Annotated in this window: 12 protein-coding genes; 4 read left to right on the forward strand and 8 right to left on the reverse strand. The window is 58.3% G+C overall.

The genetic code is table 11. The features are described 5' to 3' along the window. Positions 1–82 precede the first annotated feature (82 nt). Genes ACOQOY_RS17795 through phaZ form a run of 3 tightly spaced genes read right to left on the reverse strand, consistent with a single transcriptional unit; the run spans position 83 to position 3,064 of the window. Positions 83–1,270 (reverse strand): IS701 family transposase, encoded by a 1,188-nt coding sequence (locus tag ACOQOY_RS17795; protein WP_420583698.1) that lies wholly within the window; start codon positions 1,268–1,270, stop codon positions 83–85. Positions 1,271–1,286: 16 nt separating this feature from the next. Continuing rightward, entirely contained in the window at positions 1,287–1,787 is a 501-nt protein-coding gene (locus ACOQOY_RS17800) for a DUF6151 family protein (protein ID WP_420587270.1), read from the reverse strand. 5 nt (positions 1,788–1,792) lie between these two features. Beyond that, positions 1,793–3,064: a polyhydroxyalkanoate depolymerase gene (phaZ, locus tag ACOQOY_RS17805; protein WP_420586679.1), complete on the reverse strand. Its 1,272-nt coding sequence runs from the start codon at positions 3,062–3,064 to the stop codon at positions 1,793–1,795. Between the two features lie 113 nt (positions 3,065–3,177). Between phaZ and ACOQOY_RS17810 the strand changes: the two genes are divergently transcribed. The 4 genes from ACOQOY_RS17810 (at position 3,178) to ACOQOY_RS17825 (ending at position 6,997) form a co-directional block, all read left to right on the forward strand. Continuing rightward, complete coding sequence (locus tag ACOQOY_RS17810) at positions 3,178–4,980, forward strand: PHA/PHB synthase family protein (protein ID WP_420586680.1); 1,803 nt, start codon at positions 3,178–3,180, stop codon at positions 4,978–4,980. A gap of 129 nt (positions 4,981–5,109) precedes the next feature. Next, the gene (locus ACOQOY_RS17815; protein WP_420586681.1) at positions 5,110–5,556 is read left to right on the forward strand and encodes a phasin family protein; all 447 of its coding nucleotides are present in this window, start codon (positions 5,110–5,112) and stop codon (positions 5,554–5,556) included. Positions 5,557–5,691: 135 nt separating this feature from the next. After that, positions 5,692–6,243, forward strand: coding sequence for a polyhydroxyalkanoate synthesis repressor PhaR (gene phaR, locus ACOQOY_RS17820; RefSeq protein ID WP_420586682.1), 552 nt, complete (start codon positions 5,692–5,694; stop codon positions 6,241–6,243). 10 nt (positions 6,244–6,253) lie between these two features. After that, positions 6,254–6,997: a trypsin-like serine peptidase gene (locus ACOQOY_RS17825; protein ID WP_420586683.1), complete on the forward strand. Its 744-nt coding sequence runs from the start codon at positions 6,254–6,256 to the stop codon at positions 6,995–6,997. Between the two features lie 3 nt (positions 6,998–7,000). Here ACOQOY_RS17825 and ACOQOY_RS17830 read toward each other — a convergent pair whose 3' ends face one another. The 5 genes from ACOQOY_RS17830 to ACOQOY_RS17850 all read right to left on the reverse strand — a co-directional run bounded on the left by ACOQOY_RS17830 (position 7,001) and on the right by ACOQOY_RS17850 (position 13,108). Beyond that, entirely contained in the window at positions 7,001–8,215 is a 1,215-nt protein-coding gene (locus ACOQOY_RS17830; protein ID WP_420586684.1) for a DegT/DnrJ/EryC1/StrS family aminotransferase, read from the reverse strand. Between the two features lie 113 nt (positions 8,216–8,328). After that, positions 8,329–9,633 (reverse strand): NAD(P)/FAD-dependent oxidoreductase, encoded by a 1,305-nt coding sequence (locus tag ACOQOY_RS17835; RefSeq protein WP_420586685.1) that lies wholly within the window; start codon positions 9,631–9,633, stop codon positions 8,329–8,331. A 57-nt stretch (positions 9,634–9,690) separates the two neighbouring features. Beyond that, positions 9,691–11,049, reverse strand: coding sequence for a glutamine synthetase family protein (locus tag ACOQOY_RS17840; RefSeq protein ID WP_420586686.1), 1,359 nt, complete (start codon positions 11,047–11,049; stop codon positions 9,691–9,693). Further along, the gene (locus ACOQOY_RS17845) at positions 11,049–11,729 is read right to left on the reverse strand and encodes a type 1 glutamine amidotransferase (protein WP_420586687.1); all 681 of its coding nucleotides are present in this window, start codon (positions 11,727–11,729) and stop codon (positions 11,049–11,051) included. The genes ACOQOY_RS17840 and ACOQOY_RS17845 overlap by 1 nt, the downstream gene beginning before the upstream one ends. A 59-nt stretch (positions 11,730–11,788) precedes the next feature. Further along, positions 11,789–13,108, reverse strand: a complete 1,320-nt coding sequence (locus ACOQOY_RS17850) for a glutamine synthetase family protein (RefSeq protein WP_420586688.1) — start codon at positions 13,106–13,108, stop codon at positions 11,789–11,791. Positions 13,109–13,192 lie beyond the last annotated feature (84 nt).

Below are 13,192 nucleotides of genomic sequence, written 5' to 3' on the forward strand. Positions count from 1 at the left end.
AGAATGAGGCGCGCGATCAATCTGAGGATTTCAACGGTCGAAAGAAAGCTTGGCGTAGTATATATCTCGGTTCGCAGAAAGCCTATGCGCTGCGGCCCGTTGCCGGACTCGTTTTGTTCACTTTCCCGAATGCATTGCGGCGCTGGTCCGCGCTGAGCTTTGCCAGAAATGCGGCGGTGGCCATCACAAGGCTCATATGCCGGTGCCAGCCATGCCAGGACCGGGCCTCGCAATGGTCCAGGCCCAGATCATCCTTTGCCCTGAGAAAACACTCTTCAATAGTCCAGCGCAGCCCGGCCGCAGCGGCCAGTTCCGCCAAGGTGGTATTGGCGGGCGCATAAGCGAAGTAATAGGCTATGGAAGCGCGATCATGACGGCTCCTGCGCGCCAGAACCCATTTGATAAACCCGTCTTTGGTCTGTTTACCGATGGGCAGACGCGCCCACTCGTAAAGGCGCGGTCCTTTCGCGCCCTCTCCGGCGGCAAGAGGTCGCCAGGCTTCGGGGCCCAGTTCTCCGGTCAGGGTGGCGGGATCGGTCTGGATGAGGTGATCGTCTTCGACAAGACGCAGTGTATGCGTGGACTTCACCGCCAATACATAGGACTGCCCGCGCTGCTCCAGCATGCGCCGGAACCCGCTGTCGGACCCGTAAACAGCATCGGCCAGCACAAAGGCGCAGGGGACACCTTCATCAAGGAGACGGGAAACCATCGCGCGAGCCATCTGCGGCTTGGTGGCAAATCCCACCTCCTGCGGGACATGAGCTTTGGCACGGCGATCCGGATCCTCCGCCCACGCCTTCGGCAGATAGAGTTGCCGATCGATCAGCGCATGACCCCAGCGGCTCGCATAAGCGGCAAATACCCCGATCTGACAGTTCTCTACCCGCCCCGCTGTACCCGAATACTGTCGGGCAACCCCAACCGAATGCTCGCCCTTCTTCAAAAAACCGGTCTCGTCCACAACAAGAACACCTTCAGGATCGCCAAGAATGTCAACGGCATATTTGCGAACAAGGTCACACAGCGCATCGGCGGACCAGGAAGAGCGCCCCAGCAGCGACTGTATCCGATACGGCTTGTCAAAACCGGCTTCTTCCGAAAGCATCCAGCCCGTCTTGCGTTCAGCCCCCGACAGCAAGCCGTCTATGAAGGCACCCGCTGTCCGGCGCTGTTCAATACGCCGGAAGGCCGGGGCAACAAAAGACTTCAATTCTTCCAGAGACTTGCGCCAGTCAACAAGCGTTTCCCTCCAGACCGAAACCGCCATCTCCAAAACCTCCCAATTACCAGATCACCAGTAATGAATCAGAGATCAAGTCAATGCGCAACTGTAGTATTAGGGCCGCAAAACGTACCTTTTCGTGCGATTGCTTGCCATCGGGCTGAGGGACGAACCCGCGTGTGGTGACAGGCCCCAATTCTTGGGGGTCTGCGATCCTCTTGACGATGAACCCGGCAAACGGAAACTTCGCGGTTCTCGTGGTTGTTGCAATCGGTGCGTTGCAGCAACTGGCGTACCACCGCAACATTCCTTTCGGGCTAAGCTGCATCAACGCAAGATGCTCGGCCCCGCTGTCGATGCGGATCTCTTCGGGGCTCATCTGTAGAATGTCGACAGGGCCGGGGGCAGGGTCCGGTTGCCCGAAATAGAGCTGCGCCGCGCGGCAATCATGGCAGAAGCAGCTCACATGAGTGCCCGATTTCACGCCATTGGCCGTGATATGCCCGTGCAGCGCGCCACAATTGCAAGAGAAGGGCGTTTTATGTGCCGCCCTCCGACCCATGAGGATCAAGCGACCTTATTTTTGTTGGCAGCCCGACGCCTGGGTTTGCGAGAATTGGCGTTCATGAAGTCGATCACCAGTGGCCGGATATTGTCGCGCCAGCTGCGCCCGGCGAAAATGCCATAGTGACCGGCACCGGGTTCGACATGGCTGGCTTTCTTCGCATCCGGCAGGCCGGTACACAGATCGAGCGCCGCGATACATTGGCCGGGGGCCGAGATATCGTCATTCGCGCCTTCGACCGTTTTGACGGCAACGTCGGTGATTTTGCCGATATCGACCTTGTGGCCTGCGACTACGAACTCATTCCGGGCGATCTCGCGGTTTTTGAACACACGCTCGACCGTGGACAGGTAGAATTCGGCAGTCATATCCATGACGGCCAGATATTCGTCGTAAAAGCGGTTATGGGCGTCGTGGTCCGAGGCCTCATCCCGCATAACGCGTTGAATTTGATCCGAAAACGCCTTGGAATGGCGATCCGCGTTCATTGACATAAAGGACGCCAGTTGCAGCAGGCCCGGATAGACCATGCGGCCCACGCCTTTGTATTTGAAACCGACCCGCTGGATCATGGTTTCCTCAAGCTGTCCCATGGTCACGCGGCGGCCGAAATCGGTCACGTCGGTCGGGGTGGCGTCGGGGTCGACGGGGCCACCGATCAGGGTCAGAGTGCTGGGCTGCGCCTTGGGCTCGACCTCGGCCAGATAGGCGGTGGCGGCCAGAGTCAGCGGCGCAGGCTGGCACACGGCGACAACATGGGTGTCGGGGCCAAGCTCTTTCATAAAATCGACAAGGTAGAGGGTGTAATCCTCAACATCGAACTTGCCTTCGGACACGGGAATGTCGCGCGCGTTATGCCAATCGGTGATATAAACTTCGCAATTGACCAGCAGGCTTTTGACGGTCGAGCGCAGCAGCGTGGCATAGTGGCCCGACATCGGTGCAACCAGCAGCACTTTGCGGGGCTGTTCCTTGCGCCCGTTAACCCGAAAATGGATCAGATCGCCAAATGGGCGTTCCAACACGGTTGTGATATCGACCAGGTGATCCTTGCCATCTTCGCAGGTGAATGTTCGAATACCCCAGTCTGGTTTGACGACCATTCGCTGAAACGTACGCTCGGTTACCTCGCCCCACGCGGCCATCGCACTGAAGGCCGGGTTCGGCATCATCGAGAATATCGGGTAAGACGCGACCGCACTGGCTGTTGCGCCCATCCACTGGTTGGTATTGCGCATCGTTTCCATCAGGTCGTACGTCAGCATATAACGCATGGAAAAGGGCCTCCTAAATGTCAGCCTGAGAGTTCGGACCATTCGCCGCTTTGACCCCCCGAGGTCCACGACGTTATTCTGCATAGCAGCGAGAGTACGGGGGAATTGTTAAAATGACAACAAGTGAAGACCAGATGCCAGAAGCCACCGAAGAAAACATTGAACGCCTTAAAGAAAATATGGAAAAGGTCGAACAGCTCTCGAAGCGATTGATTGAAGTGATGGCGGTGAAAAAACCGCATACCGCCGCTTTGGACGGGCCGAATCAAGAGCTTTTCGCACGAGCAGCAACGGCATATTGGACCGATGCTTGGCAAAATCCCGCTAAACTTCTTGAGCAGCAATTGGAGTACTGGGGCAAGTCGGTTCTGAACTTTGCCGAAGCGCAACAGGCGATGACCACGGGCGAGGTCGGCGAAGAAGAACCCGCGCCCCGTGACAAGCGATTTTCCAATCCCCTGTGGGAAACAAACCCCTATTTCCGCCTGATCCGCCAGCAATACCAGACAAACTCGGACGCTATTGCGCAGGCCGTCGCCTCGGTCGAGGATCTGGATGCCAAGGACAAGCGACGTCTTCGGTACTTCTCGCAGCAGATCGTCGACATGATGTCCCCCACGAATTTCCTGGCGACGAACCCGGATGCACTGCAAAAGGCTGTTGAGACCGAAGGGCAGTCCCTGATCCGGGGGCTTGAAAACCTCGTTTCTGACTTAGAGGCCAACGACGGCGAATTGGTGGTCAAGCTGGCCGATGAAAGCGCGTTTCAGGTCGGCGGCAATCTGGCAACCTCACCGGGCGATGTGGTCTATCGCAATCGGATGATCGAGATCATTCAATACAAAGCAGCGACCGAAACCGTCCATGAAACGCCCATTGTTCTGTTCCCGCCCTGGATCAACAAGTTCTACATCCTCGACCTGAAGGCGCAGAACAGCATGATCAAATGGCTGACCGAGCAGGGCTTTTCCCTGTTTGTCGTCAGCTGGGTGAACCCGGACGAATCCTATGCGGAAACCGGCCTTGAGGACTATGTTCAGGATGGTTTCCTGGCTGCCGTCGAAGAGGTCAAGAAAATCTGCAAGGTCAAGCAGGTTAACGCGGTGGGCTATTGTATTGCGGGCACCACGCTCAGCCTGACATTGTCGCTGATGAAGCAACGCGGCGACAAGTCGATCAAGTCAGCCACGTTCTTCACGACGCTGACCGATTTTTCGGATCAGGGTGAGTTCACGCCGTTCCTGCAAAATGATTTCATCGACGGGATCGAAGACGAGGTGAACAAAGAGGGCCTGCTACGCTCGTGGATTATCTCGCGCACAATGTCCTTCCTGCGCTCACGCGACTTGGTCTATGGCCCTGCGGTGCGCAGCTACATGATGGGTGAGACGCCGCCCGCGTTCGATCTGTTGTTCTGGAACGGGGATGGCACGAACCTGCCCGGTAAGATGGCCATTCAGTATCTGCGCGGCCTGTGCCAGCGCAATGAGTTCGCGGAAGGTGGGTTCGAGTTGATGGGCCACAAGCTGCGCCTGTCCGAAGTGGACGTGCCGGTAATGGCCATAACGTGCGAAACCGACCACATCGCGGCCTGGAAGGACTGTTACCGTGGCGTGCAGAAAATGGGCTCGCGCAACAAGACCTTTGTGGTTTCGGAGTCGGGCCATATCGCCGGAATCGTCAACCCGCCCAGCAAGAAGAAATACGGTCACTACACCAACCCCGATCTGAAACCTGATGCTGACACTTGGTTGAAAGAGGCTGATTTCCACGAAGGGTCGTGGTGGCCCTTGTGGGAGGCGTGGTTGAAGAAACGCTCGGGCAAGCAGGTTCCCGCCCGTGAAGCAGGCGATTCGGATCGTCCCAGCCTGGCACCGGCGCCGGGTACATATGTCGTGGCCAATCCAAACGACTGATTTCACTTTGAAACTAAAATATTCTGCATCGCAGCAAGAAAAAACTTGCAATGCTGCGATGCAGCAATCATATTGTCCTCAAGCTGATGAAAGCCGGGGTGGGCCCGGTTCGGCAAAAGGATTAGGACAATGGCAAAGACTCAAGACTTTACCGCGACCCTGAAAGACATGATGGGCGCGTTCCCTGTTGACACCACCGCTCTGGAAGGTGCCTTCAAATCGACTGCTTCGCTGAACGAAAAGCTGTCGGGCGTTGCTCTGGAAGCAGCTGAGAAATCGGCTGAGATCTCGAACAAATGGACCAAAGACACTCTGTCCAAACTGACCGAGATGTCGAAAGCCAAGGCAGAGCCTGCTGACTACGCAAAAGCTGCAACCGACTTTGCAAGCGCGTCGGCCGAAGTTGCAGCTGAAAACATGGCTGCTTTCGCTGAAATCGCGAAAAAACTGCAGTCCGAAACCGTCGAGCTGCTGATGGCTGCTGGCAAAGAAGCTGCCGAAGACGCAACTGCTGCCGTCAAAAAAGCAACCAACGACGTAACAGCCGCTGCGAAAAAAGCCGCTGCTGCGAAGTAATAGACGACCGCGACACGCACCCGTTCCTCCCATCTGGTGCAATCGCGTTGGGCAGGTCCATTGACCTGCCCTTTCTTTTTGTGCTGCGCTCGCATAATCTCTGCTGCAACGCATCATCCTTGGGGAGGGTACCCGGTGTCAGAAAAAGAAAAACCGCTGTTGATCAAACGGTATGCCAGCCGCCGGCTGTATAACACCGAGACCAGCGACTATGTCACGCTGGAAGATATCGCGTCGTTTATCCGGGACGGTCGCGAAGTGCAGATCATCGACCTGAAAACCGGGGACGACCTGACCCGCCAGTACCTGCTGCAAATCATTGCCGAACATGAAAGCCGGGGCGAGAATGTGCTGCCGGTGAACGTGCTGAATGATCTGGTGCGCAGCTATATGATCCCGGGCGGGGGCGTGATGCCGCAATTCCTGCAAAGCTCGTTCGAGATGCTGCGCGAAAGCCAGAACAAGATGATGGAAAACATGAATGCCATGAACCCGATGTCTCAGATGCCGGGGTTCGAGGCGATGCAGGCGCAGCAGCAGGCGTTTTTGAAGGCGATGACCGGCGGGCTGTCCGGAGGATGGTCGGGGCCGGACAAAGACGAAGACAAGTCCGAATCCAATGAAGATCTGGACGAAATCAAAAAGCAACTGGCCGAGTTGCAGAACAAGCTTTCCAAGCTGAACTGACCTCACCTGCATGCGCTGGCTGGTCCTGAGTATTGCGCTACTGTGGGCCGGTCCGGTGGTGCCCGAGGACCAGTTCATTTGTGCGCTGGGCGGGCAGGCCGAAGCCGGGTGCGATGATATCCGCGCACGCGCAATCCTGAACGCCAGCGCGGAGCCTTGGCGCGCGATAGGCCGGGTCAATTTTGCCAGCCGCGATCAGCGGTCCCACTGCACCGGTGTTCTGGTGTCGGACCGGTTGGTTCTGACCGCTGCTCATTGCCTATACAACAACGCCCGCCAACGTTGGATTCCAGCTGCCAGCATCCGCTTTGCCGCCGGATATCAGCGCGGTGAGGCCACCGCCGTTTCAACCGTTGCGACTTATCGGCTGCCCCCTGAGCAGGACACTGGTGCCGGGTTCAACCGACGCGCCGATCTGGATTGGGCGGTGCTGGAATTGGAAGCGCCTCTGGGTCAGCAGGTTGGGTATCTGTCTATTGCAGATGCCGACGCGACCGATCCTTTTGTCGCCGGATACCCGGGGCTTCGCCCGCACGTCCTCAGCCGCACCGAAACATGCGATCCACGCCGTGTTGAGGGCGGCCTGTTGCTGGCGATCTGTCCACTTATGAAAGGGGATTCCGGCGCGCCGCTGTTGGGACAGACCTCAAATGGTTTGCAGGTTGTCGGGATTGTGTCCCGCGTGGCTGCAACCCCCGAGGGGATCACAGCGTTGTTTCTGTCGACCAGTCTGTTTGACGTGAATGCTGACTGATTATCAGGTGCCGTAGGCCGGAACCGGGCCTGTCACTTCGCCTACAGATGCCAGCAGAATATCGGCAATGACATCCAGCTCTTGCTTGGTCAGACGCACCGGAAGGCGGACGTCGCACGCTTTCATCAGCATGTCGCGGGTTTGCGGCAATTCGAACGTCTCGGGCAGGAACTGCCAGTTCCAGAACGCACGAGCGTTATCTTCGCTCAGGCCAAAGACCTGAACCTTCACACCACGCGCTTCTGACGCAGCGGCAAAGGCGCGAATCTCGGCCTCATCCATTCCGACCAGATTGAACTGGATCGAGTCCGGCGCGCGGCGCTCGGGCGCCAGCGGGGCAGGGACCGTGATATTGGGCGAGCTGTTCAGCCGGTCCGCCACATAGTCGTGGTTCGCCAGACCATCGCGAACCCGTCGTGCCAGTTCAGGGATCTGAGGGCGGATCACGGCAGCGCTGAGGTTGCTCATCCGCAGGTTATACAGCGGCATTTTGTTCTGCCAGCGGGCAAAGGCTTCTTCCAATTCAGGCGAGTTGTCGCCTTGCGGGCCTTTGTGTTTCTTCCAGTTATGCTCATAAGCGCCCGACATGATGACGGCGCGGGCCACAAGATCGGCGTCGTCGGTGATCAGGATACCACCTTCGCCCGCGTTGATCATCTTGTAGGACTGGAACGAGAAGCACCCGACCTTGCCAATGGTGCCGATATTGCGCCCATGCCAGGTGGTCCCCAGCGAGTGCGCCGCATCCTCGATCACCGGAATCTCGCGTGCGTCACACAGGGACATGATCGCGTCCATGTCGGACGTGTGGCCGCGCATATGGCTGATGATCACCGCCTGCACGCTGTCCAGTTTGGCCTCGAAATCCGCCATGTTGATGCGGTAGTTGTCGGCCACTTCGCACAGAACCGGAATGCAATCGGCATGAACCACAGATGACGGCACGGCCGCAAAGGTAAAGCCTGGGATCAGAACCCGCGCATCCCGCGGCAGGCCCAGTGCCTTCAAAGACAGGAACAAAGCAGCCGAGCAGGACGACACCGCCAGCGCGTATTTCGTACCCAGCAGCGCGGCAAATTCCGCCTCGAGCAATGCCACCGGAGCATCCTGCGGCGCGGTGTAGCGAAACAGGTCGCCCGATTGCATCAGAGCGTCGATGGCTTCTCGGGCCGCTGCGGGGATGGGTTCGGCGTCATGAACATTTGGAGGAAGCGTCATATTTGATATTCCCAAATTCTATCTTTGGTAAAGATAAAGCTAAACGTGGGGCAAAAAAACCCCTCAAACGCCAGCCCGGCGAATTTTCACGAAACTGTTGCATTTCCTTAAGATTAGATTCCCAGTCGATCCCGCAGGGCAAACCACGTCATTGCCAGAACCAGCAGCGGGCTGCGCAGGGCGGGGCCGCCGGGAAAGGGCACGGCGGGGACGCGGGCCAGCGTGTCGAACCCTTCAGCCTGACCCTGAATGGCGAGCGCCATCAGCTGACCGGCATGGGTGGCTGTACCCACCCCATGCCCCGAATAGCCCGAGGCCGACAGAATGTTTGGCGCAACGCGCGCCACATAGGGCATACGGCGCATGGTAATGCCCAAGGTTCCACCCCAGGCATAGTCGATCCTTACATCGTGCAGATGCGGAAAAATCTCGGTCATCGGCTTACGAACCTTGGCGGCGATATCCGAGGGGAAGCGATAGCCATAGCTCTCGCCGCCGCCAAACAGCAACCGCCCGTCGGCGCTGAGGCGGAAATAGTTCACAACGAACTTGGTATCGGCGACCGCAACGTCTCGGGTCAGCACCTGGGTTGCATCAGCCCCCAGAGGTTCGGTCGCCGCGATGAAGTTGTTGATCGGCATCACCCGCGCGGCCACTTTGCGGTTCAGCCCGCCGAGATAGCCGTTGCAAGCCAGAATGACATGGTCGGCTGCAACGGTGCCAGTGACAGTTTGCACTCTGGCCGGTTGCCCCTCATCAATCCCGGTGACCTCGCAGCTTTCGTGAATACGCACCCCGGCTTTGGCTGCCGCCCGCGCCAATCCCAGAGCATAGTTCAGCGGATGCAGATGCGCCGCGCCCATATCCAGATATCCGCCCTTGTAAGTGGGGGAGGGGCAAAGCGCGTGCGCTGCGTCTTCGTCCAGCAGCTCAATCTGATCGTACCCGTAGCGTTCTGACAAATGGGCGGCGTGGTCGTGAAGTTCCCGCTGTTCCGATGCTGACAGGCCCAGCCCGGCCACACCGGGTTTCAGGTCGCAGTCAATCTGGTGCTTTGCGATAAGAGATTTGACAAGGTCCTTTGCATCCTCGGCCAGATCCCACAGCTTGGCCGCGTCATCATCCCCGACCAGACGTTCAAGGTCTTCCTGATCCATCCGCTGCGCGCTGCCCAGTTGACCACCGTTGCGCCCCGATGCACCGAACCCGACACGGTGGGCTTCCAGCAGCACAACGTCAAATCCGGCTTCGGCCAGATGCAGCGCAGCGGACAGGCCGGTGTACCCGCCGCCGACGACACACACATCCGCTTTTGCGTCGCACTGCAATGTTGCAAACCGATCCAGTACATGCGCAGTTGCCGCATACCAACTGGGTGGATACTCGGCCTTTCGATCATTGGAATACAGCAGGTTCATACCGGACCCTGTCTTCTTCTCGTTAAAAATACGGATATCCCGACCGACCCACAGGGCCTAGACGTTTAGCAGCAGATGCTCACGCTCCCACGGAGAGATCACTTGCAGGAACTCTTCATATTCGGCGCGTTTGACAATGCCATAGACCCGCGCGAATTCGGGGCCGAGCACTTCATGCAAAGCGGTGGCCTCGTCAAACAAATCCAGCGCGTTGCCCATGACCTGCGGGATATCGCCGTCCCCCTCATAGGCGTCGCCATAGAATTGTCGGCGCGGGCGCTCCTGCTGTGTCAGCCCCAGATAGCCGCAAGCCAGTGACAGCGCGATACCCAGATAGGGGTTGCAGTCCATCCCAGCGATGCGATTTTCCACCCGGCGCGCCTCGGGGCCGGACAAAGGCACGCGGATGCCCGTGGTGCGGTTATCCCGCGCCCATTCCAAATTGATCGGCGCGGCGTGGTCCCGGACATAGCGTCGATAGGAATTCACATAGGGTGCCATCACTGCAAGACCCGAAGGCAAGTGGTTTTGCAGACCGGCAATGAAGTTGTAGAACGCATCCGTCTCACCGCCTTGCGGCCCCGAAAAGATATTCTGGCCGGTTTCCATGTCGATGATCGAGTGATGGATGTGCATGGCCGAGCCCGGCTCATCCTCAATCGGTTTTGCCATGAAAGTGGCAAAGCAGTTATGCCGCAGAGCGGCCTCTCGGATCAGGCGCTTGAAATAGAACACCTCATCAGCCAGTTTCACTGGATTGCCGTGGCGCAGGTTGATTTCCAGTTGGCCCGCACCGCCTTCCTGCGTGATGCCGTCGATCTCGAAGCCCTGATGTTCGGCAAAGTCATAGATGTCGTCGATCACCGGGCCGAATTCATCCACTGCCGTCATCGAATAGGCCTGACGCGCGGCCGCCGGACGGCCCGAACGGCCCATCATCGGCTTGATCCCCTGCGCCGGATCAACATTGGGGGCCACCAGAAAGAACTCCATCTCTGGCGCCACAACCGGTTTCCAGCCCCTGTCGTGATACAGTTGCACGACCCGCTTAAGCACGTTTCGGGGGCTGAAAGGGATCGGGTTGTCGTCCCGGTCATAGGCGTCGTGGATCACCTGCAACGTCCAGTCACCAGTCCACGGCGCAGCAGACGCGGTAGAAAAATCGGGTTTGAGAATCATGTCCCGCTCGATGAACCCGTCCTCACCCGCGGCCTCGCCCCAATCGCCGGTGATGGTCTGGTAAAAGATGCTGTCGGGCAGATGGAAATAGGCCTGTTTGGCGAATTTCGACGCTGGCACAGCCTTGCCCCGGGCAATACCGGGCAAGTCGGAGATAACGCATTCGACCTCATCCAGCCTGTGGCCTTCGAAATATGAGCGGGCTGCCTCTGGCAGTTGATCTTTCCAGTCGGCCATTAGGCCCTCTCTTTCTTTAGGAATTCAGCCATTTGCTGCCCGATCTTGGGATTGTCATTGCGACTGGGCAGGCGGTTTACGGCAGCCTGCATAAGGTCATCGGGTACAACACCTTTGCCGCGCGTCTCCATCAGCCCCTGAATGAAGGCGTCGCCGTATTCCGGATGGGCCTGCACCGTCCAGACATTGTCCCCATATGTGACCATCGCGTTGCGGCAAAAGGTGTTTGATCCAGTCACTTTTGCGCCGCTGGGAAGGGCGACAACCTGATCCTGATGCCAGGCGTTCAGGGTTACTATTTGACCGTCATAGTCATAATCTGTGCGCCCGACGGCCCAGCCCCCTTTGAACTTTTCGACCTTGCCACCCAGCGCCTGCGCAATGATCTGATGGCCAAAGCAGACGCCGATCAACGGTCGCCCGCTGGCCTGAATTGCTCGGATCAGGTCCTCTAGCGGGGGAATCCACGGATGATCCTCATAGGCCCCATGGCGCGAGCCGGTAATGATCCAGCCATCGGCCTGAAATTCATCTTCGGGGAACTGATCGTCCACAACTGCAAAGGTTTCGTAGGTAAAGCCGTTGCCGTCCAGCAGTGCGGCAAACATCGCGTCATATTCGTTGAACTGGTCTTGCAGCTCAGCTGGGGGGTGGCCGGTCAGTAGGATGCCGATTTTCATGGGTCACCAAATTTGATCAAATTTATTCTAGCCCACCGAATCTCAGCGGGCAAGAGGGGTCATACCGCCTCGAGATAGCTGAGCCAGTGTTCTTCCGGGGGGCGCTCTGCAAAGCGATGGATCTCCTGCCGCTTGGTCATGGCGAAAAAGCGGATCAGATCGGCGTGGAAAATACGCGCCACCATCGGGTCGGTTTCGAACGCGGTGACGGCAGAATGCCAGTCTTCTGCCAATTGCGGCAGACCGTCGATTTCGTAGGCGTTGCCCGAGATCGGGGCTGGTGGGTCGGTCTGATCTTCGATCCCATTGAGCGCGGCACCCAGCACAGCAGCGAGCATCAAATAGGGGTTGATGTCGCCGCCGGCCACACGGTGTTCGATCCGACGCGCCGCAGGGGCTCCGCCCGGTATGCGCAGGGCTGCGGTGCGGTTTTCATAGGCCCAACTTGCGCCGGTGGGGGCGTGAGCGCCCGGGACAAGCCGGGTATAGGAATTGCCGTGCGGTGCAAAGATCAGCGTGCAGCCGGGCATTGCCGCCAGACATCCCGCAACGGCCCAACGCAGCAGGTCGGTGCCTTCGGGGCCGCCATTGTCGAATACGTTTTGCCCTTGATCGTCGACCACTGAGAAATGAACGTGCATCCCGTTGCCCGCATCGTCGGCATAGGGTTTGGACATGAAGGTGGCCGTGAACCCGTGTTTACGTGCAAGACCACGCGTCAAGGTCTTGAAAAGCCAAGTATCATCGGCACAGCGCAAGGCGTCCTGATGGTTCAAGTTGATCTCGAATTGGCCGATGCCGCTTTCGGATATGGCAGTCTGCGCGGGGATGCCCATCGCGGCGCAACCGTCATAGAGGTCGGTGAAAAACGCATCAAACGCGTCCATCTCGGCCATGGACAATACGGCCTCATCCGCCAGCCGCCGTCCGGTGACAGGATTGATCGGAGGTTGCGGCTGAGCACCTGACGCATCCAGCAGGGTGAACTCCAACTCAGTCGCCGCAACGACGGACCAGCCGCGCTGGGCATAGCGTTTCAGAACAGTGGCCAGAGCATGACGGGGATCACCCGCGAAGGGCGTTCCTGCATCGTCGTACAGACACATCGGAACCAGCGCCGTATCCGCGGCCAGCCAGGGCATCGGCACCGGCCCGCGATCTGTCGGCAGCAACATTCCGTCCGCATCACCGGATTCGAACACCAGCGGGCTGCCATCAATATCCGCGCCCCACAGGTCCACGTTCAGCGCGGAAAACGGCATCCGCACAGTCCCTTTGGTCAGTTTGTCGGCGTATGAGGGCGGCACGCGTTTGCCGCGCATCTGGCCATTCAGGTCACAGGCTGCGACGCGAAAACTGTGCAGGGCGCTCAGGTCCATGAGGGTCTCCATTCCTCTCGTTACCCGAGGTGTACTGGAACCTTCGCGACTTGTCACCAAATTTGATCAAATTATTTGCGGCGC

The organism is Ruegeria sp., assembly GCF_965221235.1.
GTDB lineage: Bacteria > Pseudomonadota > Alphaproteobacteria > Rhodobacterales > Rhodobacteraceae > Ruegeria.